27 protein-coding genes are annotated in these 26,481 nt (G+C 69.0%); 22 read left to right on the top strand and 5 right to left on the bottom strand.

All coding sequences use genetic code 11. From position 1 onward, the window contains the following. Positions 1-12: 12 nt before the first annotated feature. Positions 13-1,323, bottom strand: a complete 1,311-nt coding sequence (locus tag AB1285_RS08350; RefSeq protein ID WP_259953994.1) for a UDP-glucose dehydrogenase family protein — start codon at positions 1,321-1,323, stop codon at positions 13-15. Positions 1,324-1,682: 359 nt separating this feature from the next. Between AB1285_RS08350 and AB1285_RS08345 the strand changes: the two genes are divergently transcribed. The 5 genes from AB1285_RS08345 to AB1285_RS08325 all read left to right on the top strand — a co-directional run bounded on the left by AB1285_RS08345 (position 1,683) and on the right by AB1285_RS08325 (position 7,108). Then, positions 1,683-3,959, top strand: a complete 2,277-nt coding sequence (locus AB1285_RS08345) for a polyribonucleotide nucleotidyltransferase (RefSeq protein ID WP_370428917.1) — start codon at positions 1,683-1,685, stop codon at positions 3,957-3,959. 213 nt (positions 3,960-4,172) lie between these two features. Beyond that, a complete protein-coding gene (locus AB1285_RS08340; RefSeq protein ID WP_187664141.1) occupies positions 4,173-5,201 on the top strand; it encodes an aldo/keto reductase in 1,029 nt (342 codons plus the stop codon). Between the two features lie 73 nt (positions 5,202-5,274). Next, positions 5,275-5,877: a histidine phosphatase family protein gene (locus AB1285_RS08335; RefSeq protein WP_187663877.1), complete on the top strand. Its 603-nt coding sequence runs from the start codon at positions 5,275-5,277 to the stop codon at positions 5,875-5,877. Positions 5,878-5,933: 56 nt separating this feature from the next. After that, positions 5,934-6,674 (top strand): 4-hydroxy-tetrahydrodipicolinate reductase, encoded by a 741-nt coding sequence (dapB, locus tag AB1285_RS08330; RefSeq protein ID WP_259953992.1) that lies wholly within the window; start codon positions 5,934-5,936, stop codon positions 6,672-6,674. Continuing rightward, a complete protein-coding gene (locus AB1285_RS08325) occupies positions 6,674-7,108 on the top strand; it encodes a hypothetical protein (protein WP_187663879.1) in 435 nt (144 codons plus the stop codon). Before dapB ends, AB1285_RS08325 begins: the two co-directional genes overlap by 1 nt. A gap of 12 nt (positions 7,109-7,120) precedes the next feature. Here the strand turns inward: AB1285_RS08325 and AB1285_RS08320 are convergent, their stop codons facing one another. The 3 genes from AB1285_RS08320 to AB1285_RS08310 all read right to left on the bottom strand — a co-directional run bounded on the left by AB1285_RS08320 (position 7,121) and on the right by AB1285_RS08310 (position 8,649). After that, positions 7,121-7,546 carry an OsmC family protein gene (locus AB1285_RS08320; RefSeq protein WP_259953991.1) on the bottom strand — a complete coding sequence of 142 codons (426 nt, stop codon included), beginning with the start codon at positions 7,544-7,546 and terminating at the stop codon, positions 7,121-7,123. Between the two features lie 84 nt (positions 7,547-7,630). After that, entirely contained in the window at positions 7,631-8,212 is a 582-nt protein-coding gene (locus AB1285_RS08315) for a DUF4395 family protein (protein WP_187663881.1), read from the bottom strand. 20 nt (positions 8,213-8,232) lie between these two features. After that, positions 8,233-8,649, bottom strand: coding sequence for a TlpA family protein disulfide reductase (locus AB1285_RS08310; RefSeq protein ID WP_187663882.1), 417 nt, complete (start codon positions 8,647-8,649; stop codon positions 8,233-8,235). 113 nt (positions 8,650-8,762) lie between these two features. Here AB1285_RS08310 and AB1285_RS08305 point away from each other — a divergent pair, with 113 nt between their 5' ends. The 16 genes from AB1285_RS08305 (at position 8,763) to dapF (ending at position 24,242) form a co-directional block, all read left to right on the top strand. Then, complete coding sequence (locus AB1285_RS08305) at positions 8,763-9,572, top strand: thymidylate synthase (protein ID WP_280566029.1); 810 nt, start codon at positions 8,763-8,765, stop codon at positions 9,570-9,572. Then, entirely contained in the window at positions 9,569-10,045 is a 477-nt protein-coding gene (locus tag AB1285_RS08300; protein WP_187663884.1) for a dihydrofolate reductase, read from the top strand. The genes AB1285_RS08305 and AB1285_RS08300 overlap by 4 nt, the downstream gene beginning before the upstream one ends. Next, positions 10,045-10,806, top strand: coding sequence for an SDR family NAD(P)-dependent oxidoreductase (locus AB1285_RS08295; RefSeq protein WP_292797142.1), 762 nt, complete (start codon positions 10,045-10,047; stop codon positions 10,804-10,806). Before AB1285_RS08300 ends, AB1285_RS08295 begins: the two co-directional genes overlap by 1 nt. Before the next feature lie 52 nt (positions 10,807-10,858). Then, on the top strand, positions 10,859-11,836 hold the full coding sequence (gene dapA, locus AB1285_RS08290; protein WP_187663886.1) for a 4-hydroxy-tetrahydrodipicolinate synthase: 978 nt from the start codon (positions 10,859-10,861) through the stop codon (positions 11,834-11,836). A 53-nt stretch (positions 11,837-11,889) separates the two neighbouring features. Beyond that, positions 11,890-13,566 carry a ribonuclease J gene (locus tag AB1285_RS08285; RefSeq protein ID WP_259953985.1) on the top strand — a complete coding sequence of 559 codons (1,677 nt, stop codon included), beginning with the start codon at positions 11,890-11,892 and terminating at the stop codon, positions 13,564-13,566. Positions 13,567-13,655: 89 nt separating this feature from the next. Continuing rightward, positions 13,656-16,367: an FtsK/SpoIIIE family DNA translocase gene (locus AB1285_RS08280; RefSeq protein ID WP_370428916.1), complete on the top strand. Its 2,712-nt coding sequence runs from the start codon at positions 13,656-13,658 to the stop codon at positions 16,365-16,367. Next, the gene (pgsA, locus tag AB1285_RS08275; RefSeq protein WP_268776433.1) at positions 16,367-16,942 is read left to right on the top strand and encodes a CDP-diacylglycerol--glycerol-3-phosphate 3-phosphatidyltransferase; all 576 of its coding nucleotides are present in this window, start codon (positions 16,367-16,369) and stop codon (positions 16,940-16,942) included. The genes AB1285_RS08280 and pgsA overlap by 1 nt, the downstream gene beginning before the upstream one ends. Beyond that, positions 16,939-17,427, top strand: a complete 489-nt coding sequence (locus AB1285_RS08270; protein ID WP_292797151.1) for a CinA family protein — start codon at positions 16,939-16,941, stop codon at positions 17,425-17,427. Before pgsA ends, AB1285_RS08270 begins: the two co-directional genes overlap by 4 nt. 141 nt (positions 17,428-17,568) lie before the next feature. Then, on the top strand, positions 17,569-17,877 hold the full coding sequence (locus tag AB1285_RS08265) for a helix-turn-helix domain-containing protein (protein ID WP_025103227.1): 309 nt from the start codon (positions 17,569-17,571) through the stop codon (positions 17,875-17,877). Between the two features lie 18 nt (positions 17,878-17,895). Next, complete coding sequence (locus tag AB1285_RS08260; protein WP_187663891.1) at positions 17,896-18,120, top strand: DUF3046 domain-containing protein; 225 nt, start codon at positions 17,896-17,898, stop codon at positions 18,118-18,120. 262 nt (positions 18,121-18,382) lie between these two features. Beyond that, complete coding sequence (gene recA, locus AB1285_RS08255) at positions 18,383-19,429, top strand: recombinase RecA (RefSeq protein ID WP_187663892.1); 1,047 nt, start codon at positions 18,383-18,385, stop codon at positions 19,427-19,429. 281 nt (positions 19,430-19,710) lie between these two features. Next, the gene (locus tag AB1285_RS08250) at positions 19,711-20,277 is read left to right on the top strand and encodes a regulatory protein RecX (protein WP_232089223.1); all 567 of its coding nucleotides are present in this window, start codon (positions 19,711-19,713) and stop codon (positions 20,275-20,277) included. A 48-nt stretch (positions 20,278-20,325) separates the two neighbouring features. Then, positions 20,326-21,870 (top strand): tRNA (N6-isopentenyl adenosine(37)-C2)-methylthiotransferase MiaB, encoded by a 1,545-nt coding sequence (gene miaB, locus AB1285_RS08245; RefSeq protein ID WP_292797159.1) that lies wholly within the window; start codon positions 20,326-20,328, stop codon positions 21,868-21,870. Continuing rightward, the gene (gene miaA, locus AB1285_RS08240; RefSeq protein WP_187663895.1) at positions 21,867-22,778 is read left to right on the top strand and encodes a tRNA (adenosine(37)-N6)-dimethylallyltransferase MiaA; all 912 of its coding nucleotides are present in this window, start codon (positions 21,867-21,869) and stop codon (positions 22,776-22,778) included. The genes miaB and miaA overlap by 4 nt, the downstream gene beginning before the upstream one ends. Positions 22,779-22,811: 33 nt before the next feature. Next, positions 22,812-23,360 (top strand): dihydrofolate reductase family protein, encoded by a 549-nt coding sequence (locus AB1285_RS08235; RefSeq protein WP_268776427.1) that lies wholly within the window; start codon positions 22,812-22,814, stop codon positions 23,358-23,360. Positions 23,361-23,369: 9 nt separating this feature from the next. Further along, positions 23,370-24,242 carry a diaminopimelate epimerase gene (gene dapF / locus AB1285_RS08230; protein ID WP_187663897.1) on the top strand — a complete coding sequence of 291 codons (873 nt, stop codon included), beginning with the start codon at positions 23,370-23,372 and terminating at the stop codon, positions 24,240-24,242. A gap of 13 nt (positions 24,243-24,255) precedes the next feature. Here the strand turns inward: dapF and AB1285_RS08225 are convergent, their stop codons facing one another. Continuing rightward, positions 24,256-24,897, bottom strand: a complete 642-nt coding sequence (locus AB1285_RS08225; protein ID WP_259953970.1) for a class I SAM-dependent methyltransferase — start codon at positions 24,895-24,897, stop codon at positions 24,256-24,258. 66 nt (positions 24,898-24,963) lie between these two features. Here AB1285_RS08225 and hflX point away from each other — a divergent pair, with 66 nt between their 5' ends. Then, entirely contained in the window at positions 24,964-26,475 is a 1,512-nt protein-coding gene (gene hflX, locus AB1285_RS08220) for a GTPase HflX (RefSeq protein ID WP_187663899.1), read from the top strand. Positions 26,476-26,481 lie beyond the last annotated feature (6 nt).

Genomic DNA, 26,481 nt, shown 5'->3' with positions numbered 1-26,481 from the left:
GGACGGCAGCCCTCAGCGTCGCCCCATCCCGCGGTACGTCCAGCCGGCGGCTCGCCAGGCGGCGGCGTCCAGACAGTTCCGTCCGTCGATCACGATCCGGCCCCGCACGAGGCCGCCGGCGTGCTGCGGACTGAGCTCGCGGCGGTACTCGTCCCACTCCGTGACGACGACGACAGCGTCCGCGTCCCGCAGGGCCTCGTCCCTGGACGACGTGTATCCGAGCTGCGGATGCCGCGCACGGGCGTTCTCGATCGCCGCCGGGTCCGTCACCACGACATCCGCGCCGAGTCCGCGCAGCCGCACGGCCACCTCCAGCGCGGGAGAATCGCGGACGTCGTCGCTGAAGGGTTTGAAGGCCGCGCCGAGCACGGCGATCCTCCGCCCGAAGACCAGGCCGTCCAGGGCATCGACGACCAGACGCACGGCGCGATCACGCCGGCGGAGATTGATGGCGTCCACCTCGTGCAGGAAGGCGACGGCCTCGCCGCGGCCGAGCTCCTCGGCGCGGGCGGCGAACGCGCGGATGTCCTTCGGGAGGCAGCCGCCTCCGAACCCGATCCCGGAGCCGAGATAGCGGCGGCCGATGCGTGAGTCGTGGCCGAGGGCTTCGGCGAGGAGGGTGACGTCGGCACCGGCCGCTTCGGCGACCTCAGCCATGGCGTTGATGAAGGAGATCTTCGTCGCGAGGAAAGCGTTGGCGGCACCCTTGACGAGCTCCGCGGTGGCGAGGTCCGTGACCAGGAACGGGGAGCCCGCATCGATCGCCGCGGCGTATACGCGGCGGAGCAGGTCGACGGCGGCGGCACCCTCCGGGGTGTCATCGGCCCCCACCACCAGGCGGTCGGGGGTGAGCGTGTCGTGGACGGCCCAGCCTTCCCGGAGGAACTCGGGGTTCCAGGCGAGCGTCGCTCCGGTCTGTGCGATCCGACGGGCGAGGCGCGCGGCCGTGCCCACGGGGACCGTCGACTTCCCGGCCACCACCGCGCCCGGCCGCAGGTGGGGGAGCAGCCCGTCGATCGCCGCGTGGATGTAGCGGAGGTCGGCCGCGGGACCGGAGGCGGACTGCGGGGTGCCGACGGCGAGGAAGTGCACATCCGCCCCGGAAGCGGCCGCCGCATCCGAGGCGAAGCGCAACCGCCCGGATCGCAGCCCCGCGTCGAGGAGCTCGTCGAGGCCCGGCTCGAAGAAGGGCGCGGCGCCTGCGGCGAGGTCGGCCACCTTGCGCTCGTCCACGTCGACGCCCACGACGTCGTGACCGAGCGAGGCCATCGCCGCAGCGTGCACCGCTCCCAGATACCCGCAACCGATCACCGACATCCGCATGCGTCCAGCACAGCCGACCCGTCCCTCGCCCCGGCGGACGCGCGGTGAACGTCGGGTGACGGTGCGGTGTCGTGACCGAACCGCGTGAGGAACCCTCGGGACTGAGGGCGCACGCTGGTAGTGTGGTCGAGGGTGACCCCGGTCATCCGACAATTTCATATCGACTCATGGAGCGATCGGCGGAGAAGCTGGTCCCCTGTGGTGGGTTCCTCGGCACACGTCGGGTGGCTTTCTACTGGTGGCCAGCGCAGGCGAGATTCGCGGGAGTGCCCGCGCGCCCGAACCCTTCCGTTCCGCTCCTTTGAACATGCTCGCGCGTCACACGGATTCGCGAGTCTAAACAAAGAAGGAGAGACCTCTTGGAAGGTCCTGAAATCACCGCCACCGAGGCCGTTCTCGACAACGGCCGCTTCGGCACCCGCACCATCCGCTTCGAGACCGGCCGCCTCGCGCAGCAGGCTCAGGGCGCCGTCGCCGCCTACCTGGACGGCGAGACCATGCTGCTCTCGGCCACGAGCGCGGGCAAGCACCCGCGTGAGGGCTTCGACTTCTTCCCGCTGACGGTCGACGTCGAGGAGCGCTCCTACGCCGCCGGCAAGATCCCCGGCTCGTTCTTCCGTCGTGAGGGTCGCCCCTCGACCGAGGCGATCCTGGTCTGCCGTCTGATCGACCGTCCGCTGCGTCCGTCGTTCGTCGACGGTCTGCGCAACGAGGTCCAGATCGTCATCACGGTCCTCTCGATCGCCCCGGGCGAGTTCTACGACGCCCTCGCGATCAACGCCGCCTCCGCGTCGACGCAGATCTCGGGTCTGCCGTTCTCGGGCCCCGTCGCCGGTGTGCGCCTCGGGTTCATCCCCGGTCACGGCCAGCACGAGGACCAGTGGGTCGCGTTCCCGACCGCCGAGCAGGTCTCCGAGGCCGTGTTCGACCTGATCGTCGCCGGTCGCGTGGTCACCAAGGCCGACGGCTCCGAAGACGTCGCGATCATGATGGTCGAGGCCGAGGCGACCGAGGGCAGCTGGAACCTGATCAAGGCCGGCGCCACCAAGCCCGACGAGACCATCGTGGCCCAGGGCCTCGAGGCCTCGAAGCCCTTCATCGCCCAGCTCGTCAAGGCGCAGGCCGAGCTCGCCGCCACCGCGTCGAAGGAGCCGGGCGTCTACCCGGTCTTCCCCGCGTACAGCGACGAGGTCTATGACTTCGTGTCCGAGCGTGCCTTCGCCGAGCTGAGCGACGTGTACCAGATCGCGGACAAGAGCGAGCGTCAGAACGCCGACGACGCGATCAAGGATCGCGTCAAGGCCGAGCTCATCGAGGCCACCGAGGCGGGCTCGCTCCCGGCTGCGGCACCGCTGGAGTTCTCCGCGGCGTACAAGTCCGTCACGAAGAAGATCGTCCGCGGTCGCATCCTCACCGAGGGCACCCGCATCGACGGCCGCGGCCTGGCGGACATCCGTCCGCTCGACGCCGAGGTGCAGGTCATCCCGCGCGTGCACGGCTCCGCGATCTTCCAGCGCGGCGAGACCCAGATCCTGGGCGTCACCACGCTGAACATGCTCAAGATGGAGCAGCAGATCGACTCGCTGTCGCCCACGACGAGCAAGCGCTACATGCACCACTACAACTTCCCGCCCTACTCGACCGGTGAGACCGGCCGCGTGGGTTCGCCGAAGCGTCGCGAGATCGGGCACGGCTTCCTCGCCGAGCGCGCGCTCGTGCCGGTGCTGCCGAGCCGCGAGGAGTTCCCGTACGCGATCCGTCAGGTGTCCGAGGCGCTCAGCTCCAACGGCTCCACGTCGATGGGTTCGGTGTGCGCCTCGACCCTGTCGCTGCTGAACGCGGGTGTGCCGCTGCGCGCTCCCGTCGCCGGCATCGCGATGGGTCTGGTCTCCGACGAGGTGAACGGCGAGACCCGTTACGCGGCGCTGACCGACATCCTGGGTGCCGAGGACGCGCTGGGTGACATGGACTTCAAGGTCGCCGGTACCAGCGAGTTCGTCACCGCCATCCAGCTCGACACGAAGCTCGACGGCATCCCGTCGTCGGTGCTCGCGGGCGCGCTGACCCAGGCCAAGGATGCTCGTCTGACCATCCTCAACGTCCTCAACGCCGCGATCGACGCGCCTGACGAGATGGCGCCCACCGCGCCTCGCGTCATCAGCGTCCAGATCCCGGTCGACAAGATCGGTGAGCTGATCGGCCCGAAGGGCAAGACGATCAACGCGATCCAGGACGAGACCGGTGCGCAGATCTCCATCGAGGAGGACGGCACCGTCTACATCGGCGCGACCGACGGCCCCTCGGCCGAGGCCGCCCGCGCCCAGGTCAACGCGATCGCCAACCCGACCAACCCGGAGGTCGGCGAGCAGTTCCTCGGCACCGTCGTGAAGATCGCCACCTTCGGCGCCTTCATCTCGCTGCTGCCGGGCAAGGACGGCCTGCTGCACGTCACCGAGGTGCGCAAGCTCGCCGGTGGCAAGCGTGTGGAGAACGTCGAGGACGTGCTCTCCGTCGGCCAGAAGATCCTCGTCAAGATCACGAAGATCGACGACCGCGGCAAGCTGTCGCTCGAGCCCGTGCTCGACGACGCACCCGCCGCGGACGAGGCTCCGGCCGAGGACGCCGCCGCCGAGTAGGACACGGTCGGCACGGAACCCGGGTCCCTCCGTCGGGAGGGGCCCGGGTTCCGTCGTTTGATCCGTGATCGAAACGTTATGGGAAGTTTGCGCGCCGTTCCCCGGATTGGCCGGGACGCTCGCGCCCGTCGCATACCCTCGAAGTACGCACCGGGGGGTGCCGGAGAAGCAGTGATGTCGATCGGTCCAGCCGATCGCAGCGGGGGTGAGAGTATGCGGTTGTTCGGCGTAGGCGCAGGTCCCGACGCGGAACGCGTCGCGCTCGAGCACGAGGATCATCCCTCCGCCCCGATCCCCATCGTCGGCCCCGGTGTGGGGGAGTCCATCCGCACCGCCATCGGCGAGACCGGATACGAGACGTTCCCGTTGATGCTCGGCGCCGCGGAGTTCGGGTGGAACGTCGATCTCGAGACGAGCCACGGCATCCTCGATCGCTACGTGGAGTTCGGCGGCAACGCCATCCATACGGCGGACGGATTCTCCGGCGGTCGGAGCGAGCACATCCTCGGGCAGTGGCTGCGGTCGCGCGACCAACGGGAGCGCGTCGTCCTCAGCGTCCGCATCGGAGCGCATGCCGACAACCCCGGTCTGGGGTCGGTCAACCTCGTCCGCGCCGTCGAGGGGTCGCTCACCCGGCTCGGCGTCGAGCGCATCGACGTGCTGTACCTGGACGCCACGCTGGATGCGACCACCAACCTCGAAGACACGCTGGCCACGGTCGAGTGGCTCGTCGAGGCCGGGAAGATCGGCGCGCTCGGCGCGTACGGCTTCACCCCGGAGCGGCTGGTGGAGGCCCGCATCCTCGCGTCCGCAGGGTACCCCCGGATCACTGTGATCGACACGCCCTACAACCTCGTGCGGCGGCAGCCGTTCGAAGGCGATCTGCGGCTCGTGGCCGGCGCGCAGAACCTCGCGGTCACGCCCTCCCATGCGCTGGAGCACGGGTTCCTGTCCGGGCGCCACCGCACCAAGGCGCTCGCGTCACGAGGCGTCCGCGGAGAGCAGTTGCGAGGGAATCTCAACCGCCGCGGTACGAAGGTGCTGCGCGCGCTGGATCAGGTGGCCGCCGAACTGGCAGTGCCGGTGGCCGCTGTGTCCATCGCCTGGCTGCTCGCGCAGCGCACGGTCGCCGCGCCGATCGTGAACACGTTCGCGACCGACCATGTCGACGAGCTCATGCAGGGCGCCGGTGTGACGCTGTCCCGGGCGCAGGTGGCCGACCTCACCCGCGCGGGCGCCTGAGCTTCCGCTGCCCGTGACATAGGGTGGAAGAGGAAGACCGGCGGATGCTGGCGATGAGGCGAGCGAGCGAGTTGTGACGCACTACATATATCTGGTCAGACACGGTGAACATCAGGATGCCGAGCACGGTCTCGCCGACGGACCCCTTTCGCCGCGCGGCCAGCGGCAGGCGGAGCTGATCGCGGATCGGCTGTCCGGGCTCCCGCTCGACGCCGTGTGGCATTCGCCGCTGCTCCGCGCGGCCGAGACGGCGCGATCGATCGCCGGTCGCCTCCCGTCCGTGGACCCCGCGCCGTCCGCTCTGCTGTTCGACTGCGTCCCCACGGGGATGACAGAGGAGACCCCGGCGGTGTTCGAACCCTTCTTCGGATCGGTGACCGAAGCCGAGATCGAGGCCGGTCGCGCCCAGATGTCCGACGCCGTCAACGAGTTCCTCGTGCGGAAGACCGGAGACGTGCACGAGGTGCTCATCACACACAACTTCGTGATCTCGTGGTTCGTGCGCGAGGTGCTCGCCGCACCCGACTGGCGGTGGATGACGCTGAACCAGTCGCACTGCGGACTGACGGTGATCGCCCAGAAGCAGGGTCGGCCGTGGACCCTGCTTACGCACAACGACACCGGCCACCTGCCTATGGAGTTGCGGACGGGGATTCCCGACGCGCTGTTGGTGTGATCACCGTATCCGCGCGCCGCGGCCTCCGCTCGACGCCCGGAAAATAGACTGGACGCATGACCACGAAGGTAGCCCTCGTCGGCGGGACCGGAAAGCTCGGAACGATCATCGGCGCGGTGATCGGCGAGCTGGAAGGCTTCGAGGTGAGCCGGGTGCTGACATCGGCGAGTGACCTCTCGGAGCTCGCGGGAGCGGACCTCGTGATCGACGCGTCCACTCCGCAGATCAGCATCGATGTGGTCCGCACCGCCGTCGAGCACGGCCTCAACATCCTCGTCGCCACCTCCGGCTGGTCGGCCGAGCGGATCGCGCTCGTGCGGCCGCTGGTCGAGGCCGCTGATACCGGAGCGGTCTTCATCCCCAACTTCTCCCTCGGCTCCGTGCTCGGTTCGGCTCTCGCCGCGGCCGCCGCGCCCTACTTCGACTCCGCGGAGATCGTCGAGGCGCATCGGGAGACCAAGGTCGACTCCCCGAGCGGTACCGCCGTCCGCACGGCGGAGTTGATCGCCGCCGCGAGGGCGTCCCAGGGCCCCGTCAGCGCCCCGCATGCGGATCAGCGCGCGCGGGGGCAGCAGGTCGGCAGCGTGCCCATCCACTCCCTCCGGCGGCCCGGGGTGATCGCGAAGCAGGAGGTGATCCTGTCCGGGCCGGGGGAGTCGCTCACGTTCACGCATGACACCACCGACCCGGCGCTGGCCTACGCGCCGGGGATCCGGCTGGCTGTGCCGTATGCGGCCACCGCGTCCGGAGTCGTGGTCGGTCTGGAGAACATGCTCGACATCGGCATCCGCTCGTGATGTCGCGGATCGGGGTCGCACTGATGGCGGCGGCCCTCCTGCTGTACCTCGCGGTCGCGGGCTGGCTCGCGGTCATGTTCCTGGCCGTCGGGACGCCGGTCTCCATCGGGATGGGCGTCACCCTCCTCGTGCTCGCCCCCGTCGGCGGATGGGCCCTGGTTCGCGAGATGCTCTTCGGTTTCGGAGCGGATCGTCTGGGGCGTCTGCTCGACGCCGAAGGCGGAATGCCGCCGGTCGAGACCGAGCTCACGCCCAGTGGCCGCATCGCCAGGAAGGACGCGGACGCGCTCGTCGCGCGCTACACGGCGGAAGCGGAGGCGGCACCCACGGACTGGCGTGCGCGCTACCGGCTCGGCGTCGTGCAGGATGCCGCGGGGCGCAGGAAGGACGCCAGGGCGAGCATCCGGCAGGCGATCAGCCTGTCCCGCGCCTGACGTCCACGGAGCTCAGGCGAGCGTCGCCTCGAGGGTGATCTCGATGCCTGCGAGAGCCTGGGACACCGGGCACCCGGTCTTGGCGCCCTCGGCGATCTCCTGGAACTTCTCCGGAGTCAGACCCGGAACCGTGGCGTTGACGTTGAGGTGGCTGCCGGTGATGCCGACGCCTGGCTTGAAAGTGACCGAGGCGCTGGTGTCGACGCGCTCCGGCGGGGTGCCGTTCTCGGCGAGGGCGTGCGAGAGCGCCATGCTGAAGCAGGAGGCGTGGGCCGCGGCGATGAGCTCTTCCGGCGTCGTGGTGGTGTCGCTGCCCTCGCTGCGGGACTTCCAGTCGATCGGGAACGTCCCCAGATGCGAGGAGGAGAAGGCGACCGTGCCGGAACCCTCCATGAGCGATCCGGTCCAGGTGGCGGCGGCTTCACTGGTGACGGGCATGGTTCCTCCGGTTCTGACGCCACCGGGGGAGCGGCGTCGCTTGGTCGCCAGCCTACCGAGCGACCCGGCCGTCGGAAACCGGGATCACGCGGTGCGGCGCGTTCTCCCGGTCAGCCCGACGCGCTGCAGCAGGAGGTAGAGCTGGCAGCCGAGACAGAATGCGAACACGGCGTTGAGGAAAGCGGCGAGGAACGCTGCGGCGGTGGCGATCGGAAGGGCCCACGGCACGCCGGCGAGGTGGAGCAGGAGGCCGAGCCCCACCACGACGAGGCCCACGCCTTGGGCGAACCGCGGGGGGCGGGGATCCTCCAGTTCGACGGGCGGCGCCAGGCGCGGACGGACGAGGCGGCGGTAGAGCACGCCCCACGGTGCGGTGGCCGGCGAGACCACTCCCCAGAGGAACAGCAGCGCGATCAGCGTCGCAAGGAGGAAGCCCGGGTCGAGCACGCGCGCGACGGGCTCTACTGACGGCAGTGCCCACGCGCCCCCCGGTACGAAGACGGAGCCGCTCTGCGGCTGGACGGCGAACCAGCCGGCGCGCTCTGCGCCGGCGGGAGTCGTGGAGATGCCGATGAGTGCGAGGAACGTCGCAACGGCGAGGAGGAATGCGGTGATCGCGGCGGCGAAACGGGGGCCTCGCGGGTCGATCCCAGCGGATGTCGTCATCGGGTTCTCCAGACTGCGCTTCAGACGAGGGTGGCGACGGCTGTGGCCAGGGCATCCCGGGCGGGCACGCCCCCGAATCGGGCTCGGACGACACCCGAGGCGTCGACGAGGAACGTGGTGGGGGTCTGCAGCACCCGGTACCGGGCGGAGAGGTCGGGTCGGTGCGTGAGGTCGACCTCGATGTGTGCGAGCCCTGTCGTCTCGGCAGCGTACGCGCCGAGCAGCCGGCGCACCTGCGGACACCGGGTGCACATCTCGGTGCTGAACTGCACGAGGGTCGCGCTCGCGCCGAAGGCTGCGCCCGCCGCATCCGCCGGCTCGAACCTCAGGTCGCCGCCGTTGCGTCGACGACCCTCACGCCGACGAAGCGCGAGACCGACGAGGGTGGCGAGTGCGAGAAGCGCGGCCACGGCGGCGAGGGCGAGTGCGGGGGACACACGTCGAGCGTACGGCCGGAGGACCAGGGGTGCCGCGATGTGTCCATCCGTGACGAGAACATCGCGCCGATGACACCGCCTTCGGGGCGACCGAGGCGGGTATCCTGACAACCATGAGCGCCGCTGTCCCGACTCCGTACGAAGACCTGCTCCGCGACGTGCTCGAGACGGGCACGCACAAGAGCGATCGCACAGGGACCGGGACCACGAGCGTGTTCGGGCGGCAGATCCGCTTCGATCTCGCGGAGGGCTTCCCGCTCATCACCACGAAGCGCGTCCACTTCAAGTCCATCGCGTATGAGCTGCTCTGGTTCCTGCGCGGCGATTCCAATGTCCGCTGGCTGCAGGAGAACGGCGTCTCGATCTGGGACGAGTGGGCGGCCGAGGACGGCGACCTCGGCCCCGTGTACGGCGTCCAGTGGCGATCCTGGCCGACTCCCGACGGCGGCAGCATCGATCAGCTGGCCGAGGTCATCGAGCAGATCCGGACGTCGCCGGACTCGCGGCGCCTTCTCGTGTCCGCCTGGAACCCCGCGGACATCCCGGACATGGCCCTCGCACCGTGCCACGCGCTGTTCCAGTTCTACGTCGCCGACGGCAAGCTCTCCTGTCAGCTCTACCAGCGCAGCGCGGACATGTTCCTCGGCGTGCCCTTCAATATCGCCTCCTACGCGTTGCTGACGATGATGATCGCGCAGCAGGTGGGGCTGGAGCCGGGCGACTTCGTCTGGACCGGCGGGGACTGCCACGTCTACGACAACCACGTCGAGCAGGTGCGTGAGCAGCTCACGCGAGAGGCCTACCCGTACCCGACGCTGCGGTTCGCGCGGAAGCCGGACTCGATCTTCGACTACCGGTTCGAGGACTTCGTCGTCGAGGACTACCAGCACCATGCACCGATCCGGGCGGCGGTGGCGGTATGACCTGGGTGGGACTCATCTGGGCCGAGGCCGCCGGAGGCGTCATCGGTGCTGAGGGCGGTATGCCCTGGTATGTGCCGGAGGACCTGGCGCACTTCAAGGAGACCACGCAGGGCGCACCTGTCGTCATGGGACGGAAGACCTGGGATTCGCTGCCGGAACGGTTCCGGCCGCTCCCCGGGCGCGACAACATCGTCGTGACCCGCCAGCAGGACTGGGCGGCCGACGGCGCCCGCCGTGCGGCCACGGTGTCCGAGGCCGTCCGCGGCCAGGAGAAGGTGTGGATCATCGGCGGGGCGGAGATCTTCCGTCAGGTGATCGCCGACGCTGACCGGCTCGAGGTCACCGAGCTCGACCTCGAGGTCGCCGGCGACACGTTCGCTCCGCCCAAGACCGGGTGGCGCGTGGTCGACGAGGGGGACTGGCTGACGTCCCGTACCGGCGTCCGGTATCGCTTCGTGAGGTACGAGCGCTGATGCCCACCGCACTGATCACCGGAGCCAGCGCCGGGCTGGGAGCCGAGTTCGCCCGTCAGCTGGCTCGTCGGCGCGCCGATCTCGTGCTCGTGGCCCGCTCGGAGGAGTCGCTGTCGGCTCTTGCGACGGAGCTGCGCGGCGAGTGGGGAGTGGCCGTCGAGGTGCTTCCGGCCGACCTGTCCGAGGAGGACGGCGTCGAACGCGTCGCGGCACGGCTCCGCGACCGGGACGACCCGATCGACCTGCTCGTGAACAACGCCGGCTTCGGGCTGCCGCTGCAGTTCGCCGACAATGACATCGAGGACGAGGTGCGGCATCTGCGCCTGCACGTCGAGGCCTCCATGCGCCTCATGCACGCGGCCCTGCAGACCATGCGGGGGCGGGGCGGCCGGATCATCAACGTCGCCTCGGTCGCAGGTTTCATCTCTCGATCGACGTACTCCGCGTGCAAGGCCTGGCTCATCGACTTCAGCCGCTGGGCGAACACGGCCTACGGTCCGGACGGCGTGAGCGTCACCGCGCTCTGCCCCGGCTTCACGCACACGTTGTTCCACGAGCGGATGGGTCTCGCGGTCGGCGAGGAGGGCGTGCCGTCGTTCCTGTGGCTCGATGCCCGAGACGTCGTGCGCGAAGGCCTCCGGGACGCCGCGCGCGGGAAGTCCGTGTCCATCCCCTCGCTGCGTTACAAGGCCGTCGTCGCCGTGACGAAGGTGCTGCCCCGATCCCTCACCGCGGCGGTCGCGCGTCGGGGTCGGGTCTGACGGTTCCCGTCACCGTCCGCGGCAGCGGCATCCGACCCGATACGCTGGACGCATGACGCACTCGGGCAACCCTTTCGGACAGGTTCTCGTCGCGCTCGTCACTCCGATGACGGCCGACGGCGAAGTCGACTGGCCCGCCGTCGAGAAGCACATCGATGACGTGATCACCGCAGGCGCGGACGGCATCGTCGTGACGGGAACGACCGGCGAGACCTCGACCCTGACGGACCCCGAGAAGCTCAAGCTCGTCGAGGTCGGGAAGTCCGTCTCCGCCGGCCGGGCGAAGATCATCACGGGCGGCGGATCGAACGAGACCGCGCACGCCATCGAGCTGTACAAGGCCAGCGAGAAGGCCGGCGCCGACGGCATCATGATCGTCACGCCGTATTACAACAAGCCGACGCAGGCCGGCATCCTCACCCACTTCCGGCTCGTCGCCGACGCGACCGATCTGCCGGTCATCCTGTACGACATCCCCGGGCGCACCGGTGTGCCGATCAAGTACGAGACGATCCTCCGGCTCGCCAAGCACCCGAACATCCTCGCGGTGAAGGACGCCAAGGGCGACTTCTCCGAGGTGAGCCGCGTGCTCAATCAGACCGACCTCATGTACTTCTCCGGTGATGACGCGAATGTGCTTCCGCACCTGTCGATCGGTGCGACCGGCCTCATCGGCGTGACCGCGAACGTGGCGTCCGCGCCCTACCGCACGATCATCGACGCCGTGAACCGCGGCGACCTCGCCACGGCGACTGCGGAGCACAAGCGCCTGGAGCCGCTGGTCCGCGCTGTCATGACGCACGTCCCCGGCACCGTCGCCGCGAAGTACATCCTGCACGGGCTGGGTCGCATCTCCAGCCCGCGCGTCCGCCTTCCCCTCGTCGGCCCGGAAGAGTGGGAGGCCGCCCTCATCGAGGACGAGCTCGACCTCGTCAGCGGCGTGCCGGGGGCGGACTTCTCGAACTTCCGGCCCGACCGCAACGCGGCCGCGGGCGGCGCCCTGCCGAAGGTGCACGGCACGACGCGCTGAGCCGCGTCACCATGAACGAACGGACGCGTGGAGTGTCCGACTGAGGAGACAGCATGTCCATTCCCCTGGCCGAACCGTCCGCTCTCGACGAAGGTACGCTCCGGGTCATCCCGATCGGCGGCCTGGGGGAGATCGGTCGCAACATGACCATGTTCGAGTACGACGGGAAGATCCTGATCGTCGACTGCGGCGTGCTCTTCCCGGAGGAGCACCAGCCGGGGGTCGACCTGATCCTCCCGGACTTCGAGCCGATCCGTGATCGCCTCGATGACATCGTCGGCGTGGTGCTCACACACGGTCACGAGGACCACATCGGTGCCGTGCCCTACCTCCTGCGTCTGAAGAGCGACATCCCCCTGATCGGCTCCGGGCTCACGCTCGCGCTGGTCGAGGCGAAGCTCAAGGAGCACCGCATCAAGGCCTTCACCCTCACCGTGAAGGAGGGTCAGGAGGAGCGGGTCGGTCCGTTCGACCTGGAGTTCGTCGCGGTCAACCACTCCATCCCGGACGCCTTGGCGGTGGCCATCCGCACCCCTGCCGGCATGGTCCTCGCCACCGGCGACTTCAAGATGGACCAGCTGCCGCTGGACGGTCGGATCACCGACCTGCGCGCGTTCGCCCGCCTCGGGGAAGAGGGCGTCGACCTGTTCCTCGTCGACTCGACCAACGCCGACGTTCCCGGTTTCACCCCGACGGAACGCTCCATCGGCCCCGTGCTCGACCAGGTCATCGCGAAGGCGCCGCGTCGCGTCATCGTCGCGAGCTTCTCCAGCCACGTCCATCGCGTGCAGCAGGTGATCGATGCCGCACACGCCAACGGGCGCCGCGTCGCGTTCCTCGGACGCAGCATGGTGCGGAACATGACGATCGCCGAGCAGCTCGGCTATCTGAAGGTGCCGTCGGGCGTGCTGATCGACTTCAAGAAGGCACGCGACCTCCCGGACGAGCAGATCGTCTACATGTCGACAGGGTCGCAGGGCGAGCCGATGGCCGTGCTGAGCCGGATGGCGAACATGGACCACGCGATCGAGATCAGCGAGGGCGACACCGTCATCCTCGCCTCCAGCCTCATCCCGGGCAACGAGAACGCGGTCTACCGCGTCATCGACGGCTTGACCAAGCTCGGCGCCAACGTCGTGCACAAGGCGAACGCGAAGGTGCATGTCTCCGGACACGCCGCCGCGGGTGAGCTCATCTACTGCTACAACATCCTCAAGCCGAAGAACGTCCTGCCGGTCCACGGCGAGTACCGGCACCTCATCGCCAATGCCAAGCTTGCACAGGACACCGGGGTGCCGGAGGACAACACGATCATCGCCTCGAACGGCACCGTGATCGACCTCAAGGGCGGCATCGCGAAGGTCGCGGGCCAGCTCGACCTCGGCTTCGTCTACGTCGACGGCTCGACCGTCGGCGAGATCACCGATGCCGACCTCAAGGACCGCCGCATCCTCGGAGAAGAGGGCTTCATCTCGGTCATCGTCGTCGTGGACGCCACGACCGGACGCATCATCTCGGGTCCCGAGATCCACGCCCGAGGTGTGGCGGAGGACGACGCGGTCTTCGACGACGTCGCGCCGAAGATCGTCGCCGCGCTCAAGGAGGCGTCGGGCAACGGGGTGCGTGACACGCATGCGCTGTCCCAGGTCGTCCGCCGGACGATCGGTCGTTGGGTGAACCAGAAGCTGCGCCGCCGTCCGATGATCGTGCCTCTCGTCATCGAGGCCTGACCCTCCGATACGGCGTGCTGTCGCGCGCCGTATCGGCGAATTCCGCGTGGTGACGCGGAGATGTCGGTCGCGGGTCGTACCGTGGAGGCATGGCCAGGAGCAGCACCAAGACCGAGCGCGCCTCGACGAGCGCGCCGTCGCGCCCCAAGCGGCAGGCGGCTCCCAAGGCGCAGCCCGCCCCCAAGAAGTACATCGATGACGCGGACAAGCCGTCTGTCGCCGCGCGCGCCTGGACCGGGCTCGCGCACGGCGTCGGCGGACTCTTCCGCGCATTCGGACCGGAGACGCTGCAGAAGGACGACCGGAGGGACGGATTCCCGTTGCTCCTGGTCATCCTGGCGGCCCTCGGTGCCGTCAACGAGTGGTTCTTCATCGGCAACGAGGCCGCGTCGAACATCAGTGCCTACTCCGTGGGCCTCTTCGTGGGCCGCGTGGCGTTCATCATGCCCGTGCTTCTGCTGCTCTTGGCGGGCTGGCTGTTCCGGCACCCGTCGTCGGTGCACGACAACGGCCGCATCGGGATCGGCTTCGGCATGTTCGTCCTCGCCCTCGCGGGGATCTTCCACGTCGCCGGTCCCCGTCCCCACCCCAACCAGGGCATGCCCGCGCTGAGCGAGTCCGGCGGTCTGCTCGGCTGGCTTGTGGGGCAGCCGCTCACGTACCTCACCGACATCCCCGCCTACATCGTCCTCGGGCTCCTCGCCGCCCTCAGCATCCTGATCCTCACGAAGACACCGCCGAACCGCATCGGTGCGCGGCTCGGAGACCTCTACGCCTGGATGTTCGACGCCGAGCGCCCGGAGAAGCCGGCGAAGGACGCCTCGGCCACGGTCGACGAGGCCGACAAGGTCGACGACCCCGACGTGCTGCCCTGGTGGCGGCGCAACAAGACCGGCCGCGAGGAAGATCCTGACGAGGGCACGCTCGCGTCCGACGACATCACGGCGCTCCTGTCCACCACGGAGGCCACCCCGGCGTACGACCAGGCGGTGACGGTGGCGAACCCGTACGATGCCGCGACCGAGGTGCTGAGCGCCGTCCGCTCCGTCACCGACACGCTCGCGGAGCAGCAGACGACCGCGCTGCTGGACGATGAGTCCGACACCGGCGAGATGCCGGAGCTCCCCGGGCTCGACGGGTTCGGCACTGAGGGACCCGGCGACCGCGGTCCGCAGGCGCCGGTGGCCCCGTACATCCTCCCGTCGCCGGGAGTGCTGTCCGAGGGTCCGCCCTCGGTCGCGCGGTCCGAGGCGAACGACCGCATCGTCGAGCAGATCACCAGCGTCCTGGACCAGTTCAAGGTCGATGCCAAGGTCACCGGCTTCTCCCGCGGCCCGACGGTCACGCAGTACGAGGTGGAGGTCGGCCACGGCGTCAAGGTCGAGAAGATCCTGCAGCTGAGCAACAACTTCGCCTATGCCGTCGCCTCCAACGACGTGCGCATCCTCTCGCCGATCCCCGGCAAGAGTGCGATCGGCATCGAGATCCCGAACACCGACCGCGAGACGGTCGCTCTCGGCGACGTGCTGCGCTCGGGTGCAGCGCAGAAGAGCACGCACCCGCTCACGATCGGCGTCGGCAAGGACGTGGGCGGCAACTTCGTCGTCGCCAACCTCGCGAAGATGCCGCACCTCCTGGTGGCGGGCTCGACGGGGTCCGGTAAGTCGAGCTTCGTGAACTCGATGATCACAAGCCTCCTCATGCGGGCCCGCCCCTCCGACGTGCGCATGGTCCTCATCGACCCGAAGCGCGTGGAGCTCACCAGCTACGCGGGTGTCCCGCACCTGATCACCCCCATCATCACGAACCCGAAGAAGGCCGCAGAGGCGCTGCAGTGGGTCGTGAAGGAGATGGACATGCGGTACGACGACCTCGCGTCGTTCGGCTTCCGCCACATCGACGACTTCAACCGCGCCGTGCGAGCGGGGGAGGTGGAGGTGCCCCCGGGCAGCGAGCGCGTGCTCAAGCCGTACCCGTACCTCCTCGTCGTGGTCGACGAGCTCGCGGACCTCATGATGGTCGCGCCGCGGGACGTCGAGGACTCGATCGTCCGCATCACGCAGCTCGCCCGTGCCTCCGGCATCCACCTGGTGCTCGCCACGCAGCGCCCGAGCGTCGACGTGGTCACCGGCCTCATCAAGGCGAACGTGCCGTCCCGCCTCGCGTTCGCGGTGACGAGCGTCACGGACAGCCGCGTGATCCTCGACAGCCCCGGCGCCGACAAGCTCATCGGCCAGGGTGATGCCCTGTTCTCGCCCATGGGATCGTCGAAGCCGTTCCGCCTGCAGGGCGCGTGGGTCGACGAGAAGGAGATCGACGCGGTCGTCAAGCACGTCACGCGTCAGGCGCGTCCCGAGTACCGCGCGGACGTCCAGGAGGCGATGGAGCCGGCGAAGAAGAAGGAGGTCGACGAGGACATCGGCGACGACCTCGAGCTCCTGCTCGCGGCGGCCGAGCTCATCGTCTCCTCGCAGTTCGGATCGACGTCCATGCTCCAGCGCAAACTGCGGGTCGGGTTCGCCAAGGCGGGACGCCTGATGGATCTCCTCGAGTCGCGTGAGGTCGTCGGCCCCTCGGAGGGCTCGAAGGCCCGGGATGTGCTCGCGACCCCCGAGCAGCTGCCGCAGGTCATGGCGAAGCTCCGTGGCGAGGACGTGCCGTCGGCTCCCGCTGCACCGGCTGCGCCCGCCGCCGCAGCGCCACCGGCCGAACGCGATCCGCTGGAGGCTCAGTACGACGGCCTGCCGGTCGTCGAAGCAGAGGGCGACGAAGACGCCTGGGGCCTGACGGGACGCGACTGATGGCGATTCCCCGACAGCTCCCCAACGCGATCACCGTGGCGCGCATCCCGCTCGCCGTGGTGTTCTTCGTCCTCCTGCTCGTCGGCGGGACATACGGTCTCACCGACCTCACCGTGCGCTGGATCGCCGCCGTCCTCTTCATCGTGGCCATCTCCACCGACTGGGTCGACGGCTATCTCGCCCGCCGGTACGACATCGTCAGCGACTTCGGGAAGCTGTGGGATCCGATCGCGGACAAGCTCCTCACCGGCGCGGGATTCGTAGGGCTGGCGATCCTCGGTGAGGTCTCCTGGTGGATCGTCGCGGTCATCCTCGTCCGCGAGTGGGGGATCACCATCCATCGCCTGGTCGTCGCGAGCGAGCACGTGGTGGCGGCCGCCTGGATGGGCAAGATCAAGACAGCGTTCCAGGGCGTCGCTCTCGGGTGGGCCCTCCTGCCGTTGCATGTGTTCATCGGTCTCGGGCCCTGGACCGTCGTGACCACCGTCCTGATGGTCATCGTTCTGGTGCTCACCGTGGTCAGCGGCATCGACTACATCGTCGCGCAGGTCCGCGGCGCCCGTCAGAGCCGATGAGCGGGACGACGCCGACCGAGGCGCTGACCGCTCTGCGGGGGCGGGGCTGGACGCTCGGCGTCGCGGAGTCCCTCACCGGCGGTGCGGTGTCTGCGGCGCTCGTCGCGGTCCCCGGCGCCTCCGCGGTGCTTCTCGGCGGCGTCGTCGCCTACGCGACCCCGGTCAAGCACACCCTGCTCGCGGTCGATGCCGAGCTTCTGGAACGATACGGGCCGGTGCACGCGGAGGTCGCGCGGCAGATGGCCGCCGGTGTGCGAGAGGCTGTCGCGGTCGACGGGCGCCCTGCCGACGTCGGAGTGTCCACCACCGGGATCGCGGGGCCGGAGTCCCCGGACGGCCAACCTGTGGGTACCGTCCACATCGGAGTGGTGACGCCGACCATGAGTCGCACCGAGCAGTTCCGCTTCGGAGGCGACCGCGACGCGGTGCGGGCGCAGACGGTCGCGGCCACCCTCGACGTGATGGCCGCCGCACTGCGGGAATAGGGACGTGCAGCGTCACGTTGATACGGATGTGCTCACATTCAAACCACAGAGTGCAAGGGTAGATTCTGTGCAAGCCAGGAGGACTAGACTGGCCGTCTCTTCGGGGGAGACCCCGATCCATGAACTGCGGAGGAGGTTCCGATGATTCTTGTACGACAGGAGATCGGCGACGTGCTGAGGGACTTCCGTCTGCAGAAGGGGCGGACGCTCCGCCAGGTCGCGAGCAAGGCTTCGGTCGCCCTCGGTTACCTCAGTGAGGTCGAGCGCGGTCAGAAGGAGGCCTCGAGCGAGATCCTCGCCTCGGTGGCGGAGGCGCTCGACGTCCCCATCTCCACGATCATGCGCGAGGTCGGGGACCGCATCTCGGTCCTCGAGGGTATCCAGGTCTTCCCGGACGTCGTTCCGGACGACCTGGTAGCGTCCGTGGAACCCGAGCTCTCGCTCCGCTGAGTCCCGGAGATCCCTTCTATGCGACGCAGTGAGTTCCTGCGCGCCGTCGATGCCGAGTTCCACGCCCGAGCATCATCTCTGGTGAACGACCTCGTGCTGTCCGGGATGGACGGGCGCACCGCGCTCGAAGCGCTCGACGCCGGGGTGCCGCCGCGGGACATCTGGTTGGCGCTCTGCGCGGACATGGACGTCCCGGAGTCCCGCCGTCATGGCGTCGGACGCCTGGAGCCGCGAGGGCGGTGACGGTCACGTCCCGGTGTGCGGATGTCCGACACGCCGATCCCGGCGTGGTGTCGAAAATCTGTTCGAAGCGGGCGTAGTCTTCTGCACAAGTGGTCAGACGGATCTGATCCCCACGATCCCCGGCTCCTGCGACCGAATGTCGGAGGCCCGCCGTACCGTGAGGGCCAGGCTGAAAAGCCATACGCCTTGTCGGAGAGTTCCTTCCAGCCGGAAGAGCCGCGACAGCCTACAGGCGGCAGCACACGCGCAGAAGGAGCACACCATGCCATCACCCGCCGACCGCGAGAAGTCCCTCGAGACAGCCCTCGCTCAGATCGACCGCCAGTTCGGAAAGGGCTCGGTCATGCGGCTGGGCAGCGATGAGCGTGCCCCTGTGGCCGTCATCCCCACCGGCTCCATCGCCCTCGACGTCGCTCTCGGCGTGGGAGGTCTGCCGCGTGGACGCATCGTCGAGATCTACGGCCCGGAGTCCTCGGGTAAGACGACGCTGACGCTGCACGCCATCGCGAACGCCCAGCGGGCCGGCGGCATCGCGGCGTTCATCGACGCCGAGCACGCCCTCGACCCCGACTACGCCGCGAAGCTCGGCGTCGACATCGACGCCCTTCTCGTCTCGCAGCCCGACACGGGTGAGCAGGCGCTGGAGATCGCCGACATGCTGGTGCGCTCCGGAGCCATCGACCTCATCGTCATCGACTCAGTGGCAGCGCTCGTGCCCCGTGCCGAGATCGAGGGCGAGATGGGTGACTCGCACGTGGGTCTGCAGGCGCGACTCATGTCGCAGGCCCTTCGTAAGCTCACCGGTGGGCTGAACCAGACCAACACCACCATGATCTTCATCAACCAGCTGCGCGAGAAGATCGGCGTCTTCTTCGGTTCTCCCGAGACCACCGCCGGTGGTAAGGCGCTGAAGTTCTACGCGTCGGTCCGCATGGACATCCGTCGTATCGAGACGCTGAAGGACGGAACCGACGCCGTCGGAAACCGCACCAGGGTCAAGGTCGTGAAGAACAAGATGGCCCCGCCCTTCAAGCAGGCGGAGTTCGACATCCTCTACGGCGTCGGCATCTCCCGCGAGGGCAGTCTGATCGACTTCGGCGTCGAGCACGGCATCGTCAAGAAGTCCGGGTCGTGGTACACCTACGACGGCGATCAGCTGGGCCAGGGCAAGGAGAACGCGCGGACGTTCCTGCTCAACAACGCGGACATCGCGTTGGCGATCGAGAGCCAGATCAAGCAGAAGCTCGGTATCGGCGGCCCGGCCGCGGCTCCGGGTGCTGATGAGCTGGCCGAGCGTCGCCCGGCCTGATGAGTGATCAGCGTGGGGGCGATTCCGAGCGGATCGCCCCCATCATCCCTCTCTTCGGCGGCCCCGCGCGTGCCGAGCGCCCGGCGGATGACGGTGCGAGCGGCGCGTCGCCCGGTCGGCACGGCCGGTCGGCGCCGTCTACGGACGCTGCGGGACTCTGGCGGTCGACCTGGGACGATCCCGCGACAGCCGGGAAGCGGACTGCTGACGACGACGGTTCTCCCAGCGCACGTCATCCCGCACGCGGGACCGCGGGTGCGAAGAAGACCAGGCTGCGTGCAGTGGGTGACACGTCCCGGTCGGACGGTGGGGGAGAGGCCGGCGAGAGCGCGCCCTCCGCGGAGGAGGTCCGCACCACGGCGGAGGAGTCGTTGGTGCGGAAGCTCCGTACGCGATCGCTGTCCGTCTCCGAAGCGCGGCTCGTGCTGAAGGGCCATGGGCTCGCCGCAGACGCGATCGAAGACGTCATCGACGACTTCATGCGGCGAGGCTATCTCGACGATGCGGTACTCGCCGAGCTCCTCGTCACGGCCGGGGTCGAGCGCAAGGGCCAGGGCCGGGTCGCGCTGTCCCGGGCGCTGGCACAGCGGGGCATCCCTCGTGAGGTCATCGATGCCGCTCTCGACGAGCTCCCGGACGATGACGCGGAGCGGGCGCTGGAGTTCGCACGGACCAAAGCGCGCTCGATGAGCCGCCTCGATCCCGACGCGGCACTACGGCGATTGGTCGGGCAGCTGTCGCGCCGCGGGTACGCCGGTTCCGTCGCCATGAACGCCGCGAAGACGGCGCTGCGTGAGGCATCTTTCGGTAGCGGCGTCTCCGGCGTCCGGTTCGTGGATTCCGACTGACAGCCGCACGCGGTCGCCTCTCGGTGACGCTCGTACAATGGGAACATCATGACTATCCCCCGCAGCGAACCGACGATCATCAGCGCGTCGTCAGCGGCCGTCGACGATGACGGGCGCCAGCGATCGTACGAAGTGCGCACGTTCGGTTGTCAGATGAACGTGCACGACTCCGAGCGCCTGTCAGGGTCTCTGGAGAGTGCCGGCTACATCCGTGCCGACGCCGGGACCGAGGCCGACGTGGTGATCATCAACACCTGTGCCGTGCGGGACAACGCTGCCGGCAAGCTCTACGGAACGCTCGGCCATCTAGCTGCCGTGAAGCGGCGCAAGGCCGGTATGCAGATCGCGGTCGGCGGCTGCCTCGCGCAGATGGACAAGCAGGCCGTGCTCGACAAGGCACCCTGGGTCGACGTGGTCTTCGGTACCCACAACATGGGCTCCTTGCCCGGTCTGCTCGAGCGCGCCCGTCACAACGGCGACGCGGAGCTCGAGATCCTCGAATCACTCGAGGTGTTCCCCTCGACGCTTCCCACCAAGCGCGACTCCGCGCACAGCGGCTGGGTGTCGATCTCCGTCGGCTGCAACAACACCTGCACGTTCTGCATCGTCCCCAGTCTCCGCGGCAAGGAGAAGGACCGTCGACCGGGCGACATCCTCAACGAGATCCGTCTTCTCGTCGAGGACGGCGCCATCGAGGTCACCCTCCTCGGGCAGAACGTCAACTCCTACGGGGTGGAGTTCGGGGATCGTCAGGCGTTCGGCAAGCTTCTCCGTGCCGCCGGTGAGATCGAGGGCCTCGAGCGCATCCGCTTCACGAGCCCGCACCCCGCTGCCTTCACCGACGACGTGATCGACGCGATGGCGGAGACCCCCGCGGTCATGCCGCAGCTCCACATGCCGCTGCAGTCCGGAAGCGATCGGATCCTCAAGGCGATGCGGCGCTCGTACCGCAGCGAGCGCTTCCTCGGCATCCTGGACCGCGTTCGGGAACGCATCCCGCACGCGGCCATCACGACCGACATCATCGTGGGCTTCCCCGGCGAGACCGAGGAGGACTTCGAGGACACGATGCGCGTCGTCGAGCAGTCCCGATTCTCCGGAGCCTTCACCTTCCAGTACTCGATCCGCGAAGGGACCCCCGCGGCCACCATGCCGGATCAGGTGCCCAAGGAGGTCGTGCAGGCCCGCTACGACCGGCTGATCGCGCTCCAGGAGCGCATCTCGCTGGAGGAGAACCAGAAGCAGGTCGGCCGGGAGGTCGAGGTGCTCGTCTCCACGGGTGAAGGCAAGAAGGACACGGCGACCCGTCGACTGACCGGACGGGCTCAGGACAACCGGCTCGTGCACTTTGAGGTGACCCCGGGTTCGGAGCTGCCGCGTCCAGGTGACGTCGTCACCGTGAGGGTGACCCACGCCGCACCGTTCCACCTCCTCGCCGACGATCCGACCGGCGCGCCGCTGCGCATCCGCCGTACGCGCGGTGGAGATGCCTGGGATCGGGGACAGGCGGAGTCGTGCGCCGTGCCGGCTCCGAGCGACGGGGCACCGCGCGCCGTCTCCCTCGGCCTGCCGACCCTCCGCGTCGGAGTGTGACCACACCTCGGCTCTGGGCCGTCGTCGGCGCGACAGGTACCGGGAAGAGCGATCTGGCGCTCGATCTCGCGGAGGAGCTCCGGCGTCGCGGCAACCCGGCGGAGATCGTCAACGCGGATGCGATGCAGCTCTACCGCGGCATGGACATCGGAACGGCCAAGCTGCCCGTCTCCGAACGACGCGGCATTCCGCACCATCTCTTCGACGTGCGAGAGGTGACGCAGGATGCCGCTGTGGCCTGGTATCAGCCGCTCGCACGCGAGGCCGTGCAGAGGATTCACGCGGGGGGCGGCGACGCCATCCTCGTCGGCGGATCCGGACTCTACGTGTCCGGTGTCGTCTACGAGTTCCACTTCCCGCCTCGAGACCCCGTGATCCGCGAACGTCTCGAGCAGGAGCTGGATCGGGACGGCGTCGAGTCTCTCCTGCAGCGGCTGCGTGTGCGCGATCCGGAAGCCGCAGCCAGGGTGGACCCGCGCAACGGCAGACGAGTGATCCGTGCTCTCGAAGTCGTCGAACAGGGGAGCGCGACGCACGGCGCGACACTGCCCGTGAAGCCGACGCTCTGGCATCCGCGCACCCGGCTGATCGGTCTGCACGTGGATCGCTCCGATCTCGTCGCCCGGCTGGATGCTCGTGTCCGGCGGATGTGGGAGCACGGCCTCGTGGCCGAGGTCGCGCGGCTGCGCGACGAGGGTCTGGAGCGCGGGACGACGGCTCCCCGGGCCATCGGGTACGCGCAGGCGCTCGCACAGCTGGAGGGACGCTCCACCGCCGAGGAGGCGATCGCTGAGACGCAGGCACTCACCCGGCGCTACGCGCGTCGTCAGGTGTCGTGGTTCAAGCGCTATCCGGAGCTCGAATGGATGGCGCCGCCGGTGGCCGTCGCCGACCTGCTGGCGCCCTGACCTGATGTCGGTGGCCCGTGCGACGATGCGCGCATGGCCACTCATTACTTCACCGCGTCCAGCCTTGACGGGTACATCGCCACGACGGAGCATTCGTTGGATTGGCTTCTGACGCAGGACATCGACATGGAAGGTCCCATGGCCTATCCGGCGTTCGAGAAGAGTATCGGGGCGCTCGTGATGGGGTCATCGACGTACGAATGGGTCATGCGCCACGAGGAGGGCCGCTGGGCGTATCAGCAGCCCACGTGGGTGCTCTCGCATCGTGAGCTCGCCGTGCCGACCGGGGCGGACGTCCGTGTGACGAGCGCGGCGATCCCCGACGTCCATGCCGCGATGCACGAGGCGGCGGAAGGAAAGGACCTCTGGGTCGTCGGCGGGGGAGACGTGGCAGGACAGTTCGCAGACGCGGGCCTCCTGGACGAGGTCTGGGTCCAATACGCCCCGGTGACCCTCGGGGGCGGTGCCCCACTGTTGCCCCGGCGTCTCGACCTGGATCTGATCGAGGTGGCCCGCAACCGCAGCTTCCTCTGCGGGCGTTACCGCGTCGCGGGGCGGAGCGCCGGCTCGACGGCTCCCTAGACTGGTCCCATGGTCGCATTCACCAAGGGGCACGGTACCGGCAACGACTTCATCATCATCGCCGATCCCGACGGCCAGCTGGAGCTGACCGCGGAGCAGGTCGCGGTGCTCTGCGATCGCCATTTCGGCATCGGGGCCGACGGCGTTCTCCGAGTCGTGCGTTCGTCCGCGATCGCGGAGGGGGCAGCGGCCCTGGCGGAGGAGCCGGATGCCGAGTGGTTCATGGACTACCGCAACGCGGACGGCTCGGTCGCCGAGATGTGCGGCAACGGGATCCGAGTCTTCGCGCACTACCTCGTGCGCTCCGGTCTCGCCGACATCGAGGCCGGCAGTACTCTCCCCATCGGCACCAGGGCTGGCGTCCGTGACGTCACGCGCGGCGTGAGCGGTTACCAGGTCGACCTGGGCGCGTGGCGCCTGTCGGGCGTCGACCCGCTGGTGCGCGCGGACGGGCTGACCGTGACCCGGCCCGGACTGGGCATCGACGTCGGGAACCCGCACGTCGTGGTGGCGCTCGCCTCCGACGCCGAGCTCGGCCTGCTGGAACTCACGCGCGCGCCCGAGTTGGAACCGGCTCCGCCCGCCGGGGCGAACGTCGAGTTCGTGGTGCCCGGCGAGCCCCTCGTGCGCGACGGCGTCGGCCACGTGCGGATGCGTGTGTTCGAACGCGGCGTCGGCGAGACCCTGAGCTGCGGCACGGGCGTGGCCGCCACCGCACTCGCCGTGCGCTACTGGGCCGGTGCCCAGGCGCCTGACAACTGGAAGGTCGAGGTTCCGGGTGGCACGCTCGGAGTCCGGATGTTCCCCGCCGAGGACGGGGAGCACGTCGCGCTGTCCGGACCTGCTCAGCTCGTCTACCAGGGCGAAGTCGATCTGGTCTGAGGGGTGAGGGGGCTCAGACGACGTCGATCGGTTCCGTCGGCGGCGTCCCGTGCTTCCTCACCTTGAGGATGCGGTAGCCCTTGCCCGTCGCCGTGCGGAAGACGCTGAAACCGGGGTGGAAGGTCGCAGCGATCCAGCGCTGCAGAGAGTCGGCGCCGAGATTGCGCTGGACGACGAGCCACGCGTCGCTGCGTTCGTCGAGCCGCGGGATCCACTTCTCCAGCAGCCCGTGCAGTTCGTTCTTCCCGACGCGGATCGGCGGATTGGACCGGATCGTGCGGAAGGTCACGTCGTCGGGAACATCTTCGGGCAGGGAGGCGTTGATATTGGTGAGGCCAAGGGCAGCCGCGTTGCGACGTACGAGATCCAAGGCCCGCTCGTTCACGTCCACCGCCCAGACGGTCGCGTGCGGCGAGGCCAGTGCCATCGACAGGGAGATCGGCCCCCACCCGCTCCCGAGGTCGAGAAGATGACCTCCGGGAGGAACGGGAGGCATGTTGGCGAGGAGCACTGCGGTGCCGGCGTCGAGTCGATCCGGGCTGAAGACACCACCCGCGGTGGTCACTTCGAGCTCACGGCCTGCAAGGGATACGCGGATCTTGCGCAGGTTCTCGGGGCTAGCCGGGGCCGCAGTGAAATAGTGGTCGGACCCCATACGGTGAGCGTACCGGACAGCGCGGGCTAAGGTTAAGGCTCGCGAGGAAACCAGAGACAGGAACGGATGACGGAGACGAAGACACCCTCCACCGACGACCAGACGGTCGACCGCGTGCTGGCGAACGCAGAGAAGCGCTCCGAGGTGCGCACGTTCGGCGCCGCGCAGGCACTCCAGGACGAAGCGACGGCCGCGCATTCGACGGCCGACGGCGAACAGTGGGACCTCGAAGATCGGCACGCGCTGCGGCGCGTGGGTGGTCTGTCCACCGAACTCGAGGACGTCACCGAGGTCGAGTACCGCCAGCTCCGGCTGGAAAACGTCGTGCTCGTCGGGGTGTACCCGCAGGGTGCCCAGGAGGACGCGGAGAATTCGCTGCGCGAACTCGCGGCGCTCGCGGAGACAGCGGGCGCGGTCGTGCTCGACGGCGTGCTGCAGCGCCGCCCGCACCCGGATGCCGCCACCTACCTCGGGCGAGGCAAGGCCCAGGAGCTGAAGGACATCGTCGCGGCGGTCGGCGCCGACACGGTCATCGCCGACACCGAGCTGGCGCCCAGCCAGCGACGAGCGCTCGAGGACGTCGTGAAGGTCAAGGTGATCGACCGGACCACTGTGATCCTCGACATCTTCAGCCAGCATGCCAAAAGCCGGGAGGGCAAGGCCCAGGTCGAGCTCGCACAGCTCGAGTACCTGCTGCCGCGCCTGCGTGGTTGGGGTGAATCGATGAGCCGTCAGGCCGGTGGACAGGTCGGCGCCGGCGGCGCCGGTATGGGTTCGCGCGGTCCTGGTGAGACGAAGATCGAGCTCGACCGTCGACGCATCCGGACGAAGATGGCGCTGCTGCGCAAGCAGATCCGCGACTTCGCCCCGGCGCGTGAGGCGAAGCGCGCCGAGCGCAAGCGGAACACGATCCCGTCTGTCGCCATCGCCGGATACACGAACGCCGGAAAGTCCAGTCTGCTCAATGCGCTGACGAGCGCGGGCGTCCTCGTGGAGAACGCGCTGTTCGCCACCCTCGACGCGACCGTGCGGCGCTCGGAGACCGAGGACGGCCGCGTGTACACGCTGACCGACACCGTCGGCTTCGTGCGCAACCTGCCGCACCAGCTCGTCGAAGCCTTCCGTTCGACGCTGGAGGAGGTCGGGGACGCAGACGTCGTCCTCCACGTGGTCGACGGCTCGCACCCCGATCCGGCCGGACAGCTGCAGACCGTGCGTGACGTGATGGGCGACGTCGGTGTGCGTGACATGCCGGAGCTCGTCGTCTTCAACAAGGCCGATCTGATCCCCGAAGACGAGCGGCTGGTTCTCCGCGGCCTGGAGCCGCGGGCGCACTTCGTGTCGTCGCGGTCGGGGGAGGGCATCGCCGAACTCCGTGCAGCCATCGAGGAGGCCCTGCCGAAGCCCGCGGTCGAGCTCCACGCCGTGATCCCTTACGACCGTGGAGACCTTGTCGCCGCGATCCACGAGACCGGGATGCTGCTATCGGTCGAGCACGAGGAGGCGGGTACCGCCGTCCACGCGCACGTGTCGGAGCGCCTCGCCGCCGACCTCGCCCCCTTCGTCGTCGCCGACTGAGGGCGC

The sequence above is a fragment of the Microbacterium sp. NRRL B-14842 genome (assembly GCF_050470785.1).
The sequence above is the reverse complement of the archived record's forward strand: the minus strand, read 5'-3'. Positions and strand labels throughout refer to the sequence as shown.